The 21,907-nt window shown below is 52.5% G+C and carries 15 protein-coding genes and 2 pseudogenes; 5 read left to right on the top strand and 12 right to left on the bottom strand.

The window, feature by feature from the left end; genetic code table 11:
- Window positions 1-8 precede the first annotated feature (8 nt).
- Both ACXLHR_RS17355 and dctP read right to left on the bottom strand, forming a co-directional pair.
- Window positions 9-557 (bottom strand): TRAP transporter small permease, encoded by a 549-nt coding sequence (locus ACXLHR_RS17355; RefSeq protein ID WP_458792737.1) that lies wholly within the window; start codon window positions 555-557, stop codon window positions 9-11.
- A 96-nt stretch (window positions 558-653) separates the two neighbouring features.
- On the bottom strand, window positions 654-1,658 hold the full coding sequence (gene dctP / locus ACXLHR_RS17350; protein WP_458792736.1) for a TRAP transporter substrate-binding protein DctP: 1,005 nt from the start codon (window positions 1,656-1,658) through the stop codon (window positions 654-656).
- A gap of 208 nt (window positions 1,659-1,866) precedes the next feature.
- On the opposite strand from dctP, the gene ACXLHR_RS17345 reads away from it, so the two are divergent.
- Both ACXLHR_RS17345 and ACXLHR_RS17340 read left to right on the top strand, forming a co-directional pair.
- Window positions 1,867-2,865, top strand: a complete 999-nt coding sequence (locus tag ACXLHR_RS17345; protein ID WP_458792735.1) for a LacI family DNA-binding transcriptional regulator — start codon at window positions 1,867-1,869, stop codon at window positions 2,863-2,865.
- Window positions 2,866-3,150: 285 nt separating this feature from the next.
- The gene (locus ACXLHR_RS17340; protein ID WP_458792912.1) at window positions 3,151-3,510 is read left to right on the top strand and encodes a hypothetical protein; all 360 of its coding nucleotides are present in this window, start codon (window positions 3,151-3,153) and stop codon (window positions 3,508-3,510) included.
- Here the strand turns inward: ACXLHR_RS17340 and ACXLHR_RS17335 are convergent.
- The 7 genes from ACXLHR_RS17335 to ACXLHR_RS17305 form a co-directional block, all read right to left on the bottom strand.
- Window positions 3,466-4,595 (bottom strand): IS3 family transposase gene (locus ACXLHR_RS17335; RefSeq protein ID WP_458792049.1). Its coding sequence is split into 2 segments (ribosomal slippage): window positions 3,466-4,349 and window positions 4,349-4,595, totalling 1,131 coding nucleotides; the frame shifts between segments, so codons are not numbered across the junction. The two genes, ACXLHR_RS17340 and ACXLHR_RS17335, sit on opposite strands and share 45 nt — an antisense overlap.
- A gap of 199 nt (window positions 4,596-4,794) precedes the next feature.
- Entirely contained in the window at window positions 4,795-5,553 is a 759-nt protein-coding gene (locus ACXLHR_RS17330; RefSeq protein WP_458792734.1) for an SDR family NAD(P)-dependent oxidoreductase, read from the bottom strand.
- Between the two features lie 55 nt (window positions 5,554-5,608).
- Window positions 5,609-6,940: a histidinol dehydrogenase gene (gene hisD / locus ACXLHR_RS17325; RefSeq protein WP_458792733.1), complete on the bottom strand. Its 1,332-nt coding sequence runs from the start codon at window positions 6,938-6,940 to the stop codon at window positions 5,609-5,611.
- Window positions 6,937-7,716 (bottom strand): HpcH/HpaI aldolase family protein, encoded by a 780-nt coding sequence (locus tag ACXLHR_RS17320; protein WP_458792732.1) that lies wholly within the window; start codon window positions 7,714-7,716, stop codon window positions 6,937-6,939. Before ACXLHR_RS17320 ends, hisD begins: the two co-directional genes overlap by 4 nt.
- A gap of 1 nt (window position 7,717) precedes the next feature.
- Entirely contained in the window at window positions 7,718-9,634 is a 1,917-nt protein-coding gene (locus ACXLHR_RS17315) for a TRAP transporter permease (RefSeq protein ID WP_458792731.1), read from the bottom strand.
- 62 nt (window positions 9,635-9,696) lie between these two features.
- Window positions 9,697-10,662, bottom strand: a complete 966-nt coding sequence (locus tag ACXLHR_RS17310) for a TAXI family TRAP transporter solute-binding subunit (RefSeq protein WP_458792730.1) — start codon at window positions 10,660-10,662, stop codon at window positions 9,697-9,699.
- A gap of 130 nt (window positions 10,663-10,792) precedes the next feature.
- Window positions 10,793-11,773, bottom strand: a complete 981-nt coding sequence (locus ACXLHR_RS17305; protein ID WP_458792729.1) for a LacI family DNA-binding transcriptional regulator — start codon at window positions 11,771-11,773, stop codon at window positions 10,793-10,795.
- 346 nt (window positions 11,774-12,119) lie between these two features.
- Between ACXLHR_RS17305 and ACXLHR_RS17300 the strand changes: the two genes are divergently transcribed.
- Window positions 12,120-13,469, top strand: coding sequence for a hypothetical protein (locus ACXLHR_RS17300; protein WP_458792728.1), 1,350 nt, complete (start codon window positions 12,120-12,122; stop codon window positions 13,467-13,469).
- A 354-nt stretch (window positions 13,470-13,823) separates the two neighbouring features.
- Here the strand turns inward: ACXLHR_RS17300 and ACXLHR_RS17295 are convergent, their stop codons facing one another.
- Together ACXLHR_RS17295 and ACXLHR_RS17290 are read right to left on the bottom strand one after the other, a co-directional pair.
- Entirely contained in the window at window positions 13,824-16,919 is a 3,096-nt protein-coding gene (locus ACXLHR_RS17295; RefSeq protein WP_458792727.1) for an efflux RND transporter permease subunit, read from the bottom strand.
- Window positions 16,920-16,928: 9 nt separating this feature from the next.
- Window positions 16,929-18,026: an efflux RND transporter periplasmic adaptor subunit gene (locus ACXLHR_RS17290; protein ID WP_458792726.1), complete on the bottom strand. Its 1,098-nt coding sequence runs from the start codon at window positions 18,024-18,026 to the stop codon at window positions 16,929-16,931.
- A 121-nt stretch (window positions 18,027-18,147) separates the two neighbouring features.
- On the opposite strand from ACXLHR_RS17290, the pseudogene ACXLHR_RS17285 reads away from it, so the two are divergent.
- A pseudogene (locus tag ACXLHR_RS17285) lies at window positions 18,148-18,916 on the top strand (transposase); the annotation flags it as partial.
- Window positions 18,917-19,180: 264 nt separating this feature from the next.
- On the opposite strand, the gene ACXLHR_RS17280 reads toward ACXLHR_RS17285, so the two are convergent.
- On the bottom strand, window positions 19,181-20,413 hold the full coding sequence (locus tag ACXLHR_RS17280; protein WP_458790809.1) for an IS110 family RNA-guided transposase: 1,233 nt from the start codon (window positions 20,411-20,413) through the stop codon (window positions 19,181-19,183).
- Window positions 20,414-20,688: 275 nt separating this feature from the next.
- On the opposite strand from ACXLHR_RS17280, the pseudogene ACXLHR_RS17275 reads away from it, so the two are divergent.
- Window positions 20,689-21,880 (top strand): annotated as a pseudogene (locus ACXLHR_RS17275) (IS3 family transposase).
- The last annotated feature ends 27 nt before the right edge of the window (window positions 21,881-21,907 follow it).

Here is a 21,907-nt window from a genome sequence, read left to right as displayed (position 1 = left end):
ATTTTTCCTTACACGTCCATGTCTTCGAGGGGGTTGGGCACACACGGTACGCCCACTGGTTTCAGCGTAGGGTCGACAACGAGGCGGCCGAATACCCAAAGCTCAAGCGTTAGGCGCAAAGCCAGAATGCCCAGCCCGACCGGAGCGGCGAGTTTTGAAGGCCACGTCGGCAATCCGATGCCGATGGTACTGTCACCCAGTGTCCAGGCCCGCATGAAGTGTGTCCAGGTTCCCGGCAAAATTGCTATGATCAGAAACAGGCCAACGCATGTTGCGAATAGATGTGTTCCCCATCCCAACCGCCCGGTGAATGCCTTTTGCAGCATGTCCATACGGATGTGACCCGCTTGACGGTAACAATACGAAATGCACAGCAAGCTAAATGTGACCATTGCGAGGGAGACGAAGTCGACTTGCCCCTGAATGGGGGCATTGAACAGTCGCCGCATAAGAACCTCAGCGGTGACCAGCAGCATGACAACCAGGATTGTAAGGCCCGCAATCCAAGCACTAAGGTATTCGACCCGCATGAGGGCCTTATCTAATTTGTCCAGCATGATACCTCCTGTCCGCAAGATCGCGAACTTGATAAAAAGGGGGGGTGAGTAAAAAGCAGGGAGCGGCGCGCGCTATTGGCGCGCCGTTCTCTTTGCTTAGGGTTTTGCGTTCAACACAAGATCCAGAAGCTCTTGGCCCGGTAGATTCTTGGAGGCCATGTCTGCGACATATGCATCCCAAACCGGCTTAGCGGCCTCTGTCCGCAATTTGTCGATAGTCTCTTCGCTGATCTCTACTTTTTGCAGTTCGTGCTTCTCGAAATCCGGCTCATAGCTGGCAGCAGCACCATTCTGCGCCTTTATTGTTTCAGCAGTTGCATATGCATTCGCTTCAACAAATAGCGCCTTCATGTCATCTGGAAGGGCGTCATATGAAGCCGCATTGCCAACTAAAGTAACATGGGCAGTGCCAGCCTCCATGCCCACGGTGTACCAATCCGATAATTCAAACAGTTTATATCCGCCGAGTGCCGAGGGCGATGCGGCAACTGCATCGATCACACCAGTCTGAAGCGCATTGTACTGTTCGGGCCCACTGACATCGACAAGCCTTACCCCGTAAACAGCAAGCGCATTCCCGATTCCGCTGGTCGCCTTCATCCGCATGCCGGAAAGCGTCTCCAGATTCTCCGGCGGTGCGCCCTTGCCCATCATTTCATAGTTGGGCTGCACAACAGTCATGATCGGCACCACGCTCCAGCTCGCGAACTCTTTCTTCACCGCTTCGTGCTCATAAACCAACTCGGCAATGGCAACACGGTCTTCCATTGTTTCAATTGGCAAAAATGGCAAATCCAAAACTGACAGAAGCGGGTTTTTACCGGGATGGTAGCTCGAGATTACATAACCAAGCTCGAATGCGCCAATGGATACGTTGTCCAGAATTTCGCGCGACGGCGAGAGAGTGCCATTGTGAACTGTGATCTCCATCTTTCCGTTGCTGTTCGCGTTTACATACTCGGCGAATTTTTCGCCGGCGACACGGAACGCAGGGCTGCCATAAATCGCCATATCCCAGGTGATCTCTTGGGCGTGGGCCCCTCCAGCCATTAACCCCATCGTGATGCCGACAGCGAGACCTTTGATTTTTACAAATTTCATGTGTTTTCCTCCCGTTTTTTTATGTGCAGCCTCGCCTCCTCGCAAGACATGCACACGCGTGCAATAAAATTGCGTTGTGAGCAAAATTTAGTCAATAAATATATTGTTCACTGAAATATTTCGCTGCACGCGGTTGCATGGATTTCACTTAGTAAGACCTGTGCAGGCGTCACAGTATAGTGTACTGCAACTTTAAGGAGGGCTTCAGATGACTGATGAAAGAGTGACCGCAGATGATGTCGCATTGCGAGCAGGCGTGTCACGTTCCACCGTTTCCCGCGCCTTTTCACCGGGGCGCCCCGTTCAGGAACAGACCCGGCAACGAATCCTGAAAGCCGCAGAAGAACTTGGGTATCAGCCTAATGCCTTAGCTCAGGCACTTACCTCACGCCGTTCACAGATTGTCGGCATTCTGATGGGTGAGCTCAGCAATCCGTTTCATGCCGTCCTGCATCAGTCTCTAAGCCACGAATTGCAGTTGAGCGGCTTTATTCCAATTTCCGCGCAAATGGGTCCTAAAGATGACGTAAAGAAAATCATTTCCACCTTCCGTCAATATCAAGTTGGGGTTGTGATACTGACCTCCATGAATATCCCGACGAGTTTGGTTCGGGTATTTCAAGATGCGGGGCTTCAGGTTCTTCTGGTGAACCGTGTTGATGTTGATGGCACAACCGCCTCTGTATGTGTCGATGTCACACAAGGCGGATCACTCGCTGCACGTCTGCTCGTAGAAAAAGGGTGCAAGCGCATTGTCGTGGCTAAAGGAGCCCCGGGCAGTTGGACAAGCGAGGCAAGATTGGCTGGCCACCTCGCAGGGCTTGATCAACTTAACTGCGCGCCCATAGAAATTGTCTCTGGCGGATACACATACGACGACGGTGCAAAAATGGCGAATAATATGTGCGCCTCAACTGCAGAACGGCCTGACGGTATACTGTGTCCAAACGACCTATTCGCCATCGGCTTCATGGACCGCTTCAAGGCGGCTTCTGGGGGATCATTTCCCGACGACATTCGCCTTGTAGGTTTTGACGATATTCCGATGGCATCTTGGGAGAGTCAGCAATTGACGACCATTAGACTGCCCGTTTCCGTCATGGCCAAGCGTGCGGCCGAGATGATCATACGCATCTCTAATGACACTGAGGCGGTAGAGGAAAAAATTTGGATTCCCTGTCGATTGATCGAACGACGCTCGACCTGAGTAACAATTACTTTTTACATCATTTGAAGCCAGGTCGATCAACAGGCGCGACCGTTCCATTGGAGATGGAAATGATTAGTTCTGCGGTCGCTTCAGGATCCGTCAGCATAGCGTCATGCCCTGCGTCTTGTTGAAGATGATATTATGGAGCAGTTCGGGGCCACGCGACATCATGTAAGAATTGCCCTTGAAGGTCTTGTGCAGGAAGGCCTTGCAAGAAAACTGCGCAACAAAGGTGTTCAAGTGCGCAGTTTTACGTCGTAAGAAGTCGAGGAGTTATACGAAATTCGCGACATTCTGCAGACTGCGGCAATCCAACGAATGCCTCTTCCTTGTTCGCAATCATTTGTCGAAAGCTTGCAGGATCTATGCGATGAGCATCGCAATGCAGTCACGCCGCAAGAACTGCTGCTTTTCAATAACCGCTTTCACGAATATTTCTTCGGACTATGTGAAAATAAAACTCTCGTGACAGAGATCGCGGCGCACACCCGCGCAACACATCCTATCCGGTCACGTGGTTTTTTTGATGCAAACTATATCGAGATAGCTCGCTCTGAACTGGTCTTGTCGCGTTTACGTTCCGGTCTCTCAGTTCATTTAGGCAGCCTTTCGTTCGAAGGCCAAGGGGCTTTTACCTCCTAACGACGAGTGCCGGCGTCGTGGATTGTAGAACCCATTGATATACTGAAATATCGCCCCTTCGGCTTGACGTCTGGTTTCCCAACGGTTGCGCCAGATCAGCTCAGCCTTGAGGGATTTGAAGAACGTTTCAACCATGGAATTGTCGTAACAATTGCCTTTTCCGCTCATCGATACTTCGAAGCCACGTTTGTTCAGGCGCTTCTGATAGTCGCCTGAACAATATTGCGACCCGCGATCCGTATGATGAATGCAGCCCTTAGGCGGCTGTCGCAGCGCGACAGCCATATCCAATGCCCGGATTGCCAGGTCCCTCTTCATACGATTGCTGACCGCCCAACCGATGACGCGTCGGGAGTATAGGTCGAGAATGACCGCCAGATACAGCCAGCCTTCACTGGTCCAGATATATGAAATGTCGCCTGCCCATTTCTGGTTTGGGGCATCAGCAGAAAAATCCTGATCCAACAGATTGGGGGCGATGTTAAAGGTGTGATTGCTGTCGGTTGTAGCCTTGAATTTACGAGTTCTGACAATCTTTATGCTGTTGTCTCGCATCAAGCGCCCCACACGCCGGTGGCCTACCGCCAGCCCCAGTTCCTGTAACTCTTCAGTCATCCGGGGGCGGCCGTAGCTTTGCAGGCTGAGACGGTGTTGGGCACGAATATGAGCTAAGATCACCATATCATCACGCTGTCGCTGACACATTGGGCGGACCCGCCACGCACGATACCCACGTGATGTGACCTGCATAACCCAGCACAGAAACTCAACCGGCCATTCTTCTCTCCAGGCGTCAATGAAGGCAAACCTCACCGACTTTGGCCTGCAAAGAAGATCGCCGCTTTTTTTAACACTTCCCTCTCCTCTCGCAGCACGCGGACTTCCTTGCGAAGGCGTTCGTTCTCCCGCTCCACATCTTCATGAGGACCCGACATCAAATCATCATGCTGGTGTTTCTGAACCCATTTGTTCAGGGTCGAAAGCCCAACACCCAAATCAGATGAAACCTGAGGGCGTGTTAAGCCGCTGGTCGTGGCGATGCGTACCGCATCACGTCGAAACTCGTCTGTGTATCTCGTTGCCATTTCTTGTCTCCTTCATAGCAAACATTGCTCGAAAGAGACCGGAACTAAACCGGGACAAGACCACATCAAAAAATCGTCGATGCGCTTGGTGCAGGTGATCGTGACCGTTTGGTTCAATTAAATTCACAGCACATTGATCGACCCAAACAGATGTATATTGCACAGCAATTCTCATAAGTTGACCTATGGTTAACAACAGCTAGTCCGCCGTCCACCCGCCATCAATCAGCAAGGAAGTTCCAGTCACCATCGCTGATGCGCTTGTAGCGAGATAGGTGACAGCGCCCATGATGTCCTCCACTTCGCCGACGCGCCCGAGTTTTATTTTCTCTGCGATCCATGCTGCTCTTTCGGGGTCATCAAACGTGGCTGCGGTAAGAGGTGTACGGATGAAGGTTGGGCAGACTGTGTTGATCCTGATCTGCTCAGGTCCCCACTCAATCGCCATCGCTTTGACCATTCCTTCCAGACCATGTTTAGCTGCGCAGTATACCGCACGGTCAATGCCGCCCACATGACCCATTTGACTTGAAATATGGATAATTGAACCGCCTTTACCCAGCATTCCTTTCGCCGCACCTACAGATAGAAAATAGGCAGCCCTGAGGTCGAGGTTCATCACGGCATCATAATCTTCGGGCGTTGTTTCAAACGCGGGGCCGTGCCGGGCAAGTCCTGCAGAATTAACCACAACATCAAACGGTCCCTGAGTTGCAAACATTTCCGTGACGGCTGGAAGGTCGCTCATATCTAGCGCCAAGGCCTCTGCTGACCAACCTTCAGCAATCATTGCATCCACGCTTGATTGCAGCTTGTCCAATCCACGAGCGGCACAGACAACATGCGCGCCCGCCTCTGCCAAGGCCACCGCGCAGCCCTGCCCGATACCAGAGGATGCACCCGTCACAAGCGCTCGCTTACCATCAAGTCGTTGGGAAGGCGTTCGAGGTAGCGTCATCATTTTTCCTTTGTTCTATCAGAACGGCACCATTCCTGACGCCGTTCCGTTTGCATTATTCCGCTGCGATACGGGCGGGCGCGGCTTCACCGTAAGGCACATTTGTCCCGCCATAACGTCGAATTCGGACATTGCATTGCTCTGCATGGCCAACAAATCCCTCTAGCATGCATAGGCGCGACCCATATTCAGCGATCATTGCCGCAGCCTCATCTGTCAAAACCCTTTGATAGGAGTGAGTCTTTAGGTACTTTCCGACCCATAAACCACCCGTGTAACGACCTGCCTTTTTGGTAGGCAAGGTGTGGTTGGTCCCGATCACCTTGTCACCGTTGGCAACATTCGTGCGCGGCCCAAGGAACAACGCGCCGTAGCACGTCATCTTTGCCAAGAACCAGTCATCGCGATCGGTCATGACCTGCACATGCTCAGAGGCATAGTCATCGGCTACCGCAAGCATTTCATCGTAGGTATCGCAAACGATGACCTCTCCATATGTATCCCATGACACCCGCGCGGTTGGCTCTGTCGGTAAAATTGAAAGCAGGCGATCAATCTCGGCCAACGTCTCTTCCGCCAATTTCTGTGAGGTCGTCAGCAACACGCAAGGACTGTTATAGCCATGCTCTGCCTGCCCTAGCAGATCAGTTGCACAGAGTTCTGCATCGGCAGCAGTTTTATCTGCGATCACCATTGTCTCAGTTGGTCCCGCGAACAGGTCAATCCCGACACGACCAAACAACTGACGCTTTGCCTCGGCTACAAATGCGTTACCTGGTCCGACTAATAGATGCACCGGATCAATTGTTTCTGTCCCGATCGCCATTGCGCCAATCGCCTGAATGCCGCCCATAACATATATCTCATGGGCGCCGCCCAGATGCATTGCGGCAATCACAGCGGGGTTGGGTTTGCCGTTGAACGGCGGGGTGCAGGCGATGATGCGCGGCACACCTGCTACGGTCGCGGTGGCCACGGACATATGTGCCGAAGCCACCATCGGAAACTTACCACCGGGAACATAACAACCCACGGATTGAACAGGGATGTTTTTGTGACCTAAGATCACACCCGGCAGTGTTTCAATTTCGATATCCAGCATCGAGTCCCGCTGCGCCTGCGCGAATTTGCGAACCTGCTCTTGTGCAAATTTAATGTCATGCAGTTCTTGATCGGTAAGCTGCGCCATCAACTCCTCAATCTCACTCTCGGAGAGCCGGAAAGAGTGCGGAGAGTAATTGTCAAATTTCTCGGACAACTCCCGCACAGCGGTATCACCACGCGCTTCAATGTCCTTTAATGTCGCTTCGACTACAGTACGAGTCTGGGCATCATCTTCGGCTCGGTCCGCTTCGGGTTTGCCTTTTTTAAGGTAGCTTACGGTCATTTCAGTGTATCCTTCATGCTGCGTAGTGTGTTGAATTTTTCGGAAAGAGCGGCGCCGCCAGAGGTCATCAGCGAATGTTCAGACCCGACGACAAACAAAGACCCCCCAGCAGCTTGTAGAGGCTCCATGTTTTCGCTTGGAGGGCAATATAATCCGGTGGCCGCCCCTGAGCTGCACAGTATTTTTTGCGTCATCTCAGCCACTTCGGGGGCAAAGAAATCTGTGTATCCGTGCGACACGGCCAGATCAGCCCGCCCAATGAACAGTGCATCAACACCGTCAACCGCAGCGATATCTGCGTGATTGATCACGCCGTCAGGATCTTCGATCTGGCAGATAAGCGACACCTCATCGCGCGCCTTCTCTAGATGTTCAATCAAGGGGCGACGTGCGTAATCTGCCGCCCTCGATGTACCTGCAAATCCGCGCCCGCCGGGACCGTAATTGACTGATTGGGCTAGTTTTTGTGCTTGCTCGGCTGTCTCGACATGCGGCACCATAATCCCAGCGGCGCCTGCATCCAAAACATTGAGCACCCATTCTGGTGTGGAATTTGGAACTCGGACAATGATCGGGCAGTTTTCTGCGCGGCCCGCGATTAACATCATATCGATGGTAGTTCTGTCAAACGGAGCGTGCTCCGCATCAAGAACAAGAAAGTCAAATCCGGCGTTTGCCATGATCTCAATGATGATGGGGTGCGGGGTTTTGATGAAAGTTCCTAAGAGCGGTACTTTTGCGATCAACTTTTTCTTAAACTCAGAATTTACAGACATATCATGCCCCTTCTTGAACTGTGGCGATTGCGGTGACACTTGAACCCCGTGTGGACAACATCCAAAACACTATTACCAAGCCAACCCCGATGAGTGTTGCGGACCAATATGGGAACAACAGCAAGACCGCTGGAGCTGCCCAGAGTAGGAATGTAAAACGTCCAAATATCTGTTGTCCTGCAAAGAATGCCGCGACGCTGAGGGTGAAGCCGACGCCCGCGAGTACAGCCATAGCAATAGCAGCGGCCCCGCCTTGCAAGAGAAGTCCGGGATAGATCAACATCAGCATTGGAATTGCGTAGGCGGTTACACCAAGCCGCAATGATTGGCTGGCAACGCCAGTCCAATTTGTCTTAGCAATAGTCGCGGCAACGAATACAGCCACACAAACAGGTGGCGTGATGACAGACAGCACCGCGTAATAAAGCACAAACAAGTGCACGGTGATCGGCTCTAATCCTTGTTGGATTAAAACGGGCGCAAAAACTGCAGCAACCAGAACGTAAGCCGCTGATGTGGGCAGGCCCATACCGGCAATCAAACACACGACGGCCATGATAAGTGCGATCGCGATCAGATTGCCCTGCGCCAATGCGAGGATGGATGACGTCACCGCAACACCAACACCTGTCAAATTTATTATGGCGACAAAAACCTGTGCTGCGACCAGCAAGATGCCGACGATCACAACCCCTTTGCCTCCGTCCTCAAGTGCACGAACAAGAGTAAGGACAATTTCTCGAATGGTGCCGCCAGAGGCTAAGGTAGCAACTGTGTAAGAGATAATGATACCAACCATGCCGTAGCAGGCGGTCAACTGGATTGAGTTACCATTCATAATTCCAAATGCTAGACCCGCTACACCCGCGATGATCGGACTCATCCGCCGCCAGTTTAGCGCAGCACGCCAGTCAGGGAGTTCGTTTTGTTCAACGGCGCCCAATCCCGTGCGTTTCGCGATCAGATGAATGGTCGTAAAGACACCAAGGTAAAACAGAAATGCAGGAAGCACGGCTACCGCAGCGATGGTCCAGTAATTGACACCTACAAGCTCAGCCATGACAAATGCGGCGGTACCCATAATTGGCGGTGCAATTTGACCGCCAGTGGATGCAACAGCCTCAACCGCGCCAGCAAAGGAGGACGGATAACGAAGGCGTTTCATCAATGGGATCGTGAAATTACCAGTTGTCGCAATGTTGGCAACCGACGAACCCGATATCGATCCAAAAAGACCAGACGCGATTGTCGCAATTTTTGCAGCTCCACCCGGGCTCCTTCCACCGGCCCGTGCGCTTAAATCAAAAAACGTTTGGCCCGCGCCAGTATGCAACAACAATGCGCCAAATAGAATGAAAGCGGCCAACGTAGTAGAAGCGATGGAAACCAGCATCCCCCAAAGACCGCGATCGGACAGGAAGATAACTTCGGTCAGGTAATCCGCTCCAAATCCTCGATGCCCAAATGCTCCGGGAATTTTGTTGCCAAAATAGGCATAGACTACAACGGCGCCCACGATCAGTGGAAAGACAAACGACGCACTACGACGGGCCATTTCAAGGATTATCAACAAGGTACCGAAGCCCAAAACCACGTCGATCTGTTCCGCAAAAGGGAGATCGTTCATGATGCGCTCGAAATTCAACACAATGTAGCTTGCTGAAACGATGACGAAGACAGAAATTGCTACGTCAATGATCGCACCCAGCGGTCGCCATGCTTTACCGCGCCCTAATGGGAACAAGAGCACACTCAGCGGCACAATCATGGCAACGAATACCGCGCGTTGGATCAAAGTCTCGAACGAACCAAAATACGAGGTGTAGAATACAAAAAGGCCTATCCCCACTGCAAGCCCCGCAGCAAGCCAGTCGAGCCATGTTTCTGGCGCTGCAACTTTTTCTGAAAACTCTGACATGATTAGCCCCTCCCGAACAAAAACGCCTGACGCCACACATAGACGTCGTCAGGCTGATTAATTTACTTTAACGCATCGGGAACTGTGAGACCGATGTCCTCAAAGTAACGGATCGCACCAGGATGCAATTTGGAAGTGGCATATTGCAGTGTTAGCTCCGCGAGGTTCTGCCCCTTTACGTTAGGAAATGCAGTTGCTTGCTCAACGGTATCCTCCATGACGGCCTTAACGATATTATAGGCCACCTCATCAGGCAGGTCGGGACGCGCAGAGACGCCAATCATAAAGCCCCATGCGGTGTAGGGACCAGAGTTCTCCATTTCGCCGCCCGGCATTTGAACAATCGAAAGTTCTGGTAGCTCAGTTTTGACGGTGTTCACTTGCTCTTCGGTTAGGCCCAGCACCTGGACTGGCGTAAAGGTTGCAATATCAGTCGTCAGGGCATCAAATTTGGTACCAACCGCAGACTTTACAAAACCCGACGATCGGTTGTCTTTTATCGCGGCTGCAAGCTCGCTGTTCGAGCCGCGCACCCAATCGGGTTCGATACCAAGCGTGGACAACACATCCAACGCTGTAGCTTCGGTCGAGCTGCCGCGCATGCCGGGACCAAATCGTGCATCCGCCAATTCGGACAATGACGTAATTCCGGAATCTTTACGAACCACCACGTTTTGGGGGGCAAGCGAATAAGCCCAGAGTAACTTGGATTCGATAGGGTTTCCCTCAAACGTCTTAATGCCGTTGTTGGCGTGGTAGAGGGCACTCGTTGTAATCAAGCCAATATCAAGCTGTCCGCGTTCCATCCTCTTGAGATTGTCAACCGTGGCACCGGTCTCAACAATGGAAGCCTGGTAGTCAGGATAAGCTTGGTTCACGATCTTGGTAAGAGCAGCAAAATACGCATAGTGCGCACTCTGTGCGTTGGTCGCCCCAAACGCGAGCCGCTCCTCTGCCGCGGCGGAAAATGGCATAATCGCGGTAGCCATTACCAGTACCGCTGGCTTCAATATTCTTGGAAATTTCATGATGCACTCCTCCTTACATGAATGTGGAAGAGCAAATGAACTTCACGAACCTTTCCACGACTCTAAGAGTTAGCGATGTTGAAATATACTGCAATATTAAAATTAAATTGTGAAATATTTCACTGGCAAGTTATCCGCTCGTACGTTCGACCAGACCGCATCTGACCATGCGCAACGCTCCTTCGGTTTCCGGATTCTCCCACACCTCCTCAACCAAACTGACAGCATCTGACACCATCTGCCCTATGCGTTGCCTGAAGGTAGTGAGCTCGTAGGCAGTCCATGCCGCCATTGGCACGTCATCGAATCCAAGCACCGAGATGTCTTGCCCAACGACCATCCCAATGCGCCGCGCCGCATCAATGGCGGCAAACGCCATGATATCATTTGCACAAAACAGGCCATCCGGCCGCTGCGAACCTTCCAGAAGGTTGCTGACAACGTCGAATGCAACATCATAACTATATGCTCCCTCCCCTTCAAAAGTCAGGTCAGAATTCTGACGTGCTAACTCATCCAAAAAACCGCGCCTGCGCTCCAGATGTGTAGAGGTGTCGCGTATCCCCCCCAGAAATCCAATGGATGTACAATTACGTGACAAAAGTCGCTTCGCCGCCAATAAGCCGCCATTATAATTATCCGCACAGACAGCGTTTGAATTGGGATCAGCTTGCACCCGGTTGAACAAAAGTACTGGCATTCCGCGGAGTTTGCACTGCCTGGCCAGTTCCGATGACAGGTTTGCAGACGCAATAATAGCGGCGTCCGACCCACTTCTGAGCACCTGAGAAATGGTGCTATCTACCGTCTCGCCCTGAGGCACGACGTGTACAAGCATATAGTGATTGCGGGCCTCAATTTCCTTTGCAAATCTCTCAAGAACACTTGGATAAAACGGATTTGCAACGTCGCCGACTACAATTGAAATCGTTTTCCGTCCCTCCGTACGCTTCGTCCGTTTCGCTGGTGGCGCATAGCCTAATCCCCTTGCTGTCGACAGAATCGCTGTCCTTAGTTCGGGATTGATTGTCGCCTCCGCTCTAAACGCGCGAGAAACGGCAGCGGTAGAAGTATTGCACCGCTCGGCGACATCTTTTGCTGTAATTTTCATATTTGGCCTTGCAAATTTTACCTCCATGAATGACGTATAAGGTTGAAAATTGCAAGGCAATCACAATGCACACTTGTTAGGCGCCACGCAGAATGGGGCGAAAGCTTGCGGGCCAATTCGGACCTTATGCTTTTTTGCTTCTCAAAAATGCTGTTGATCCCAGCCATCAGCTCCCGCACGGATCTTAATGAAAGATTGAAATGGAAAATTCAGATTTTTTTCTCACAGCATGCGTTAAACATAGCATTCTAAAATTCTCGGAAGCGCGTTTCTACTTTGTGTGCTCTTGCTAGGGGGGTGCGCGCGCCGAGATCGCGTTGGTGGCATCCTGATAGCAGGAACTCTTTTGACCACCATTCCGACCGAATTCTGGCACGCCCCTTTCCTGTCATACTTGGCCATAGGGTTTATGGTGGCCAGTCTGGTTTGCTTTGCCCCTCAGGTTACACGCTCAGGGCAGATGTTCCTCGCAATTGGCTTAGCATTACTTTTCCTTGCGATGGTTATACTTGACGATTGGCAAGATGCGCTTCTCGTTGCTCTGTCACGTGCCAGCTTTATCGCCGCTTTCTTCACCGCACTTAGCACTATCCGCAGCGCCGCCATCACCGACACCGGCATTCTTGAATGCGGACGCTTCTTAGTCAATCAGCCTCCTGGACGACGGTATCTCGCACTCACGTTGGGCGGAAATTTATTTGGCCTTCTACTCACATATGGCTCAATTTCCCTCCTGGGAACGCTCGCCAAAGAAAACGCAGATCGAGAACCAAATTTGGAAATTCGAGGACATCGGACCCGCAGGGTGCTTATCGCCATTCAGCGCGGCTTCATCTCGACATTGCCTTGGTCACCGCTCGCTTTTGCTTCTGCAATCACATTGCCGATCGTACCGGGTGCAACTTGGTCCGCCGCCGCCCCGTTAACAATCGTGAGCGGGTTTATCCTTGCCGGTACTGGCTGGGCGCTTGATACGGCTTTCAAGCCGCGTCTTTCGATACAACCTCCTCTGCGGGGCCCAGCAGAGGGGCAGTGGTTTAGCCATATGAAACCACTTTACTTTTTACTCGCCACCCTTGTTTCGTCGACCGCTGTAGTACACTTTTTGACAGGGGTTCGAATTTTCGGTGTCGTGATGACCCTCGTGCCACTCACCGCCCTCATCTGGGTCGCAGTGCAGCACAGCAGCCGTATAGGTACTTTGCCAAACCTAGGGCGACGCGCTCTAGAGTTTACAACAACTGACATACCTAAATTAAAATCGGAGATTGTTATTCTGGTAATGGCGGGCTTTATCGGTTCGTTGGGCGCCGCGACCTTATCGCCCCTCATGACGGGAGAAATGGGTTCAAACTTAGCTGCAGTGCCGACCTGGCTGCTGTTGCTTTGTATTTTCTGGATCGTCCCCATAACGGGACAATTTGGCATGAACCCGATCCTGTCGGTGTCCCTGTTCGCACCGTTCCTACCAACTCCGGAAGTGCTTGGGGTCGATCCTGCAATCGTAGTTTGCGCAATTACTAGTGGATGGGCACTGAGCGGCGTGACCTCGCCATTCACAGCTTCAGTCCTACTCGTCGCCGCTCTCGGGAAGGTGAGCCCAACACACGTAGGGCTACATTGGAACGGATTGTACGCATTTGTCTGTGGTATAGCTATGTCACTTTGGCTCCTTTTACTGAAACAAATGTTATAATATAGGCGGTAAGGTGGCACCTTCGGTGTTATGATTATGCTCACAGCGGTATAATACTGCCGCGAACTCTTTCGTCGGCCTCTTTGCAAACAGACCCACGAGAGTAGCATCAGGCACCAATTTTTGGATTTAAAAACTCCTTTCGAAGTGTCTGACGTCAGCGCCTATGGGTCCAAATAGGGTAAATTGCTAAGAGAGTGTTCTTGGCTCATCGTAACCACTGATGAGTGGAAGATGAGACAGACAACTGGTGGCTTATGCGCTGACTTTACCTGCAATCGCAGTATTGCTCACGGTAAATATGCTGGCACAATAGGAAAGTGTACGATGGTGCGCCGCTGCACCATCGTAGCTCTATTCAACTTTTGCCGCGTCAGGATCTGCAAACATTTTCTCATGCTTGGCCGTCGATTTGCGGTACGCTTCATCTGATTTTGAAATCAGTGTATAGAACATCGGTACCACAAACAGGGTAAACATCGTCCCGATTAACAAACCTGTAAAGATTACCAAGCCCATGGTTTGACGCGCCGCAGCCCCCGCCCCTTCTGCGATCATCAACGGCACAACAGCCAGCGCCATCGCAGCGGTCGTCATCAAAATCGGACGCAGTCGGGTTTTTGCAGCGGCAACAATAGCCTCACGGCGGGTCAAATTATGCTCATGTCGTTGCTGATTGGCAAATTCCACAATTAAAATACCATGCTTGGTAATCAAACCAATCAGTGTAATCAGACCCACCTGCGAATAGATATTCAGCGTGCCAAGACCCAGATTCAGCGGCAAAATCGCGCCAAAGATTGACAGTGGCACCGACATCAAAATGATGAACGGATCGCGGAAACTCTCGAATTGTGCGGCCAGCACCAGATAAATCACCACAACTGCTGCCGCAAAAGCAAGCAGGATCGTGTTGCCCTGCGCTACCTCCAAGCGGGATTGGCCCGCGTAATCCAGGAAAAATCCGTCGGGTAGCGCTTCCAAGGCGATTTCTTCGAGTTGGGCTAAACCGTCACCGGTTGAGGTGCCGATTGATGGCAATGCGGTCAATGTCGCAGAATTCAACTGGTTAAACTGCTCGATCGAGGCCGCACTTGCGCCGGTTTTGACAGATACTACAGAGGACAAGGGAACCATTTGGCCAGTCGAAGAACGCACAAAAAACTGTCCCAAACGCTCGGGGTTGTTGCGCCATTCTTGAGGGACTTGCATGATAATATCATAGCTGTTGCTATCCAGATCGAACTGCGACACGGCGTTGCCGCCCACCAGTAACGCTAGCGTGTTACCGATTTCCGAAACTGGTACGTTCAAACTTGCCGCCCGTTCGCGGTCAATGGTGACGGTGATCTGTGGCGCGTCAAAACTTAGCGAGTTTTGCACAACGATGAAACGTCCTGAGGCCATCGCTTTGCCGCGGATTTCCTCGGCAACCTCGACCACACGTTCGGGCGCATAGATCGACTGAATTACCAGCGATACAGGCAATCCGCCTCCTGCGCCTGGCAACGATGGCGGCGCAAAAACAAAGCCTTCCAAACCGGTATTTTTACCCAGACGCGCCTGAATATCTGCCTGCACTTCGGATTGACTACGGTCGCGATTTGCCCAGTCTTTTAAAGACCAGATATAGATGCCCGTGTTCTTCGCGCCGCCAAATCCTGCGATGGAAAATCCAAGGTCCACTTCCGCGATGTCGGCAGTATCTTCAGTGACCTTGTCGATATACATCGAGGTGTAATCGGTTGTCGCATAGCGCGGCCCGTTCAGGAACGCGAACAGCGCGCCTTGATCCTCTTCGGGGGCAAGTTCGGTGGTGGTATTGGTAAACATAAATGCGGTCGCACCAAGCAAGGCAAGCACCATCAAAATGGTCACAGGGCGATAATCCAGCGAGGATTCAACCCGCCGCTCGTACCAGTTTGACACGCGGTCAGAAGTACGGTCCACAACTTGCTGGAATTTGCTGGTGTTGTCATGTTTCAGCAAACGTGCCGCCATCATTGGCGTGATGGTCAACGCGACAATGCCCGAAATAACCACCGCACCCGCGAGGGTTAGCGCAAATTCCGAAAATAACGCTCCCGTCAGACCGCCGGTAAAGGCAAGCGGGGCAAGAACAGCGGCAAGGGTAATGGTCATCGCGATTACGGGACCGGTGATTTCGCGCATGCCGACAATAGATGCGCGCGCAGGGGTCATGCCCTCTTCGATGTGACGGTGAATGTTTTCAACAACCACAATCGCGTCATCGACCACCAGACCAATCGCCAGCGTCATCGCCAGCAGCGTCAGCAGATTGATCGAATACCCCAACGCCAAAAGGATCGTACACACCCCGATCAGTGACAACGGAATAGTGGCCACAGGCATCAACACCGACCGGAACGATCCCAGGAACAGGAAAATCACCAGGACAACAATAACCACTGCTTCCGCGATGGTTTTGAACACCTCTTTGATCGAGGCACTGATGGTCTCGGTCGAATCGTACACCATCGACAGCGTCATACCCTCGGGCAAACTTTCGCTCAGCGCAGGCAATTCCGCAATCACAGCCTGCGCCGTGGTCAGCGGGTTGGCAGCGGGAGTCGCGGTGATCCCGATAAAAGTGCCGCCTTTGCCGTCGAACGTGACGATTTCGTTCTGGTCTTTCGACGCCAGTTCGACCCGTGCGACATCGCGCAACCGCACCACACCGTTGCCGGTGTTTATAATCGGCAGGCGGCCAAAAGCCTCTGCCGTTTGCAAGGTGGATTCCAGCGTGATCGCATAGGTCACGTATTCGTTTTCGGTTTTGCCCGGTGCGGACAAAAAGTTAGAAGCGCGGATCGCCCCCAAAACTTCACTCGCTGTCACGCCGCGTGCAGCCAGCCGCAGCGGATCAATCCAGACCCGCATCGCATAATTGGCACCACCGATGATCTGCATTTCGGCAACACCTTCGATGGTCGACACGCGCGGGCGCACGACGCGTTCCAGATATTCGGTCAACTGCTCGGGCGTCATATTGGGGTTTTGCGCCGCGAGATACATCAACGCAAATGTCTGGCCAGTGCCTTTGGAAATCACAGGATCCTCGGCATCACCCGGTAGCTGTCCGCGCACTTGCTGCACTTTTGACAACACCTCGGTGAGGGCGACATCCGGATCTGATCCCAGCTTCATCTGCACCGACACAACTGATGCCGAAGGGCGCGACTGGCTGGTGACATAGTCGATGTTTTCCGTGGTCGCCACCGCAGAGGCGATGGGTGCAGTCACAAATCCCTGAATCAATTCGGGCGCGGCCCCCGGATAGACGGTTGTAATCGTGACAACGGTTTCCTCAACTTCGGGATACTGCCGCACGGGCAGGTTCATAATCGACTGCAAACCCAGCAAAATAATCAACGCGGCCAGCACGGACGACAGCACAGGGCGGCGGATAAATATTTCGGAAAAACTCATGATGTGATCCTATTCCGTCGCCAATGTGGGAGACACAGTGTTGTCGATCACCACAACCGCGCCACCGGTCAACCGGTTCTGCCCCGCGTTCACGACCTCGTCGCCGGCGGACAGGCCACTGGTAATTTCAACCATCCCCCCTGCTCTGCGACCGACCTCTACGAACACCTGCGCCACCCGCAATTTATCGTCGTCTTCACTGCTGCGCACCACAAAAACGGAATCGCCATAAAGCGATGAGCTGACGGCGGTTTGCGGCAAGGCCAGGATGCCGGTCTCAACGGGCAGGTTCACGTTGACGCGCAAAAACTGCCCCGGAAACAAGGTGCCGTTGGTGTCGTCGATCAATGCACGCACACTGACCAGACGCGACACAGGATCAACGCGCGGCTCTACGGCGATGATGCGGCCCTGAAACGTCAGATCGCCCACTTCGCTAGAGGCGGTCACAGTGTTGCCGATCGACACCTTATTGATGTCTTGCTCTGGCACGGTAAAATCGACCTGCATTTCCTCGAGATTCTGCAAGGTCGCGTAGATCATGCCGGGGGTCACATATTGGCCCGGCTCGACCTGTGAAATCCCAATCACGCCGCCAAATGGCGCGCGCATCTCTTTTTGGTCCAGCACGGCAGTCAATTTGGCAACCTGTGCACGCGCGCTTTTTTCCTGCACTTCGGCAGTATCAACAGTGTTGGTCGTGCTGATGCCGCGCTCCTGCAGCGTCTTGTTACGCTCTAATTGGGTCACGGCCAGATCAAGGGCAGCTTGAGCGGCGCCTAGATCGGCGCGCTCGATACGCTCGTCGATCTGGACCAACTTTTGATCTTGCGTTATTTTATCATTGGCTTGAAAATTAACTTCGCGCACAAGACCTGCGGCCTCAACGGCCAAATCAACGCCCTGCGCGGATAGCGCCGTGCCGATCGTCTCGATACCGGAGCGCCAATCGATCGGGTCTACGGTCACAACCGAGACGGCCACGGGCGGAGCTGTGCGTCCTGCAAAAAACTCGGCGATCATTTTGTCGCGAAACTGATTGAAACCAACAATGCCACCCACAACAAGGATGAGCAGCAGAATTGCTAATGCGAGACGTTTTTTCATAGTGGACTCCAATTTATGCGCACTACAAGCACTGATCACGCCAATAGTCTAGCATTTGAACGCAGACCGGTCCTATATGGCGTCCTAAGAGTCAATCGAATTTGTTCGAAACTGTCGGTAACTGTGTTTTTCCTGTCAAGGCAATGATGGTACGACGGTTGCGGAGATTTGCCGTAAGTCTGGGATAAGTCCGGCGACGTATTTCAACTGGTAGAAAAAACACGAAGGGCTGATGCCGTCAGAGATGCGCCGGTTGCGCGATTTGGAAAATGAGAACAATCGGTTGAAACGAATTGTCGCTGATTTGACGTTGGATCGCGAGATGTTGTGAGGCACGTTATCAAACGAAAGCTCTGAGGTCGGATCGAAAGCGTGAGCTTGTCGACGAGATGTGTTCTGATTGGCGTGTGTCTATCCGAAAAGCGTGTGGTGCTTTGCGGTTTGACCGGTCGACATTTCATTATAAATCGCGTCGCACCGATCCGTCCGCGTTAAAAATGCGCATTAAAAAGATTTGCGAGACACGGGTGCGATATGGTTATCGCCGTGTTGACTTTGTATTTCACAGAGAGGGGTAGCATGTGAGTATCAAGAAAACTTTCCGTATTTAGGGCTTCAATTGCGTAACAAGACGCCGAGGCGGGATGTGATAGCCAAGTTACGTGATGACAGACAAGATGCTGTCAGAAGCAATGATGTTTGGGCAATGGACTTTGTGCACGATCAACTGGCAATGGTTCGCAAATTACGCGTTCTGACAGTCATCGATACGCGTCCGTCGCTACGTTCCAGTTCTGGATGTAAAGTTGCGCTATCGCGGCGAAGATGTCGTAAATTCCTTAGAAAGGTTTTGTCTTGAGATTGGTTACCCCAAAACCATTCGCGTGGATAACGTCCTATGCGCGGAATATTTGGCTGATTTGGCATCAGGTCATTGTCGTGTCGAGGCGTCTCAACACGTTCAAAGCATGGCTTAGTTCGGCTTTTTGGTCAACGACAGTCTCTCCCATAACAAACACAGAGTACGCTTTTGCGGCTCTCACCGTCCTTAAGACGAGATCATCGGGTCGCTAACACAGAAGGCCTGAACATTATCTACGAGGTCAGTTGCCTGCCTCCACGGCCCTTACAGAGAAAGGTCCTTCTGCGATCGATCACCCCTCAAAGAAGGGGCGATAGGGTTCGCCATGTTTAATGATCCCATGAACAGTACGGGCCATCTTGGCGGCGATTGCGGTATACGCTTTGCGGCGCAAATGTTTGTTGTGGCGGTCCTTCGCGATGTAGCGTTCGAACTTGTCTCGAAAGCTGTTGGTCCGCTGCAGAATGGCGACCTGGCCTGCCATCCAAAGGGTCCGGCGCAGTCGGGCATTACCATATTTTGACAGTTTGGTTTGGCCCCGGAATGTGCCCGATTGGATCGTCGCGAGGTCCATTCCACAGAACTTTAAGAACTGTCGGTGATGTGCGAACCGGCGCAGGTCACCTGCTTCCGCCAGAATGGTCAGGGCGTTAATCGGACCTATCCCAGGGACCGATGTCAGCAATTGATAGTCAGGCAGATCTTTGAGAAGCGCCACGGCACGATTCTCAATCTGATTGCGTTGCGCGATGAGACTGCGACCTTCACCGAGGACCAAACGGAACATGCCGATCGCGTCAGAATCGGGAGCAACAGGCAGCCCCACAGATGCTTTGGCGGTCTCATAAATGTCAGCAAGCAAACGTTCTTTTGCAACCTTGCGGCCTACAACGTCCCAGGCGTCAGCGGTAAATGCGTCCTTGCTCATGGCTGAGATAAAGTGTGGTGATGGATAGCGCTCAAGGAATGCAAAGAACCAGTCGCTGCGCGAGCTGCGGTGAAAACGGTCGGCTTCGGGGAAATACAGCGGCAGGTAATGTGTCAGTACGCGGTGCCACAGTTCTGTCTTTGACTTGGACACGATGTCATGGGTTTTAGACAGCTCTTGGATGTCGTTCGTTCCACACACCAGTGGGTCGTGATAAAACTGCTCATTCCCGATCTCCATCATGTGAAGGATGACCTGAGCGTCCTTGGGGTCGTTCTTGTCCCAGCTGTTATGCAGAGCTTCCCGGGTACGCGCCAAAGCCACTGACGACACCAACTTCACCTCAAAGCCTGCGGTTGCGAGGTGATAAGCAAAGGCGCGGTGGTAATTACCAGTCGCCTCAAAAGCTGCGCGCACTGGACGGCCATAACTGGCCAATGATGTGATCAACCGCTGGAAGTCCTCCATTTGGTTGAGGACAGTCAAACGGCGGCGGCGCTTTTTGCCTGGGATGGCTATCAAAACTTCATGCCGTGCTTTGGCGATGTCGATGGCCACTAAAACTGGTGCATCTTGTGCAATAACAATCTCGGTCATAGTCGGTCTCCTTTGCAGTGTGGTTTGTTGCAAAAACCACTGTAGGGACCTGAGGCGAGGCTATGACCACCTGCTGCGCTATTTGGGGGCTGCGCAGGCGGTCATAGCCTCTCAACCAGCATCATTCCGAAGGTGTTACGGGCCGGAATTTATCTCACGGGACCTGGACCTGTGTGCATATCACAAGGGCGTGGTCCTGCCTTTTAGGACAGTTGAGGTGCCCCTAGATTTGTAGACGCTTTGCTTGGTAATTTTGGAACCAAGGAGAGACGGATATGAACAAAGGAATACGGTTTACAGACGAGTTCAAACAGGACGCTGTGGCGCAGGTTGTTGAGCGTGGATATGCGGTCAGCGAAGTCGCCGAGCGGCTGGGGATAAGCACCAAGTCGCTGTACACTTGGAAGGCGCAATTTGCGAAGTCGCCACGTGTCAGATCGGAGGTTGCGGAGCAGGCTGCTGAGATCAGACGGTTGAAGCGAGAGCTGGCCCGCGTCACCGAGGAACGCACAATCTTAAAAAAGGGCGCAAATTGTCCGCCATTGGTCCGAGGACAATGCCGCGCGCGTACTTCGCGCGAGAGTCTCAGTGAGGTACGCGTTTATTGAGGCTCATCGTGCGGAGTTTTCGGTGCGGTCGATGTGTCGTGTGCTGGCTGTGCATTTCAGCGGGTTCTATGCATGGCTTAAAGAACCGTTAAGCGTACGCGCGCTTGAAGATGCGCGGCAGACAGAGCTGATCCACCAAGCATGGACAGATAGCGAGAAGGTCTATGGCTATCGGAAGCTGGCCGATGATCTACGTGATGCTGGCGAGACCTGCTCCGAGAACCGTGTGGCACGATTGGCTAGCCTTGCGGGCATCACAGCACAGATCGGATACAAGCGTCGGCCTGGTCGCTATGGCGGCAAACCTGCTGTTGTCGCTGACAACACGCTGGACAGACAGTTTGAGGTTGCGGCACCTGACGCGGCTTGGGTGACCGACATTACCTATATCAGAACCCGTGAAGGCTGGTCATATCTCGCTGTGGTCATCGATCTGTTTTCACGACGTGTCGTTGGTTGGTCGATGCAATCTCGCATGACAACTGACCTGGCCTTGCAAGCCTTGTTGGCTGCTGTTTGGCGGCGCAAACCAAAGCAAAAAGTCATGATCCATTCAGACCAAGGTTCACAGTTCACTGGCAAAGAGTGGCAGTCGTTCCTTAGCAAACACAATCTGGTTGCCAGCATGAGCAGACGTGGGAATTGTCATGACAACGCGGTCGCAGAAAGCTTCTTCCAGCTTTTGAAGCGGGAGCGCATTAGGCGGCGAACATACCTCACACGCGACGCCGCAAGGCAGGATGTGTTCGATTACATCGAGATGTTTTACAACCCTACACGCAAGCACACGAACAACGGCATGCTGTCACCGGTTGACTATGAAATGAAACAGCAGAAAATGAACGAGGCAGGCGTCTAGGAAGTTAGGGGCACCTCAATTTCACCT

The organism is Yoonia sp. MH D7, from assembly GCF_054439475.1.
The sequence above is the reverse complement of the archived record's forward strand: the minus strand, read 5'-3'. Positions and strand labels throughout refer to the sequence as shown.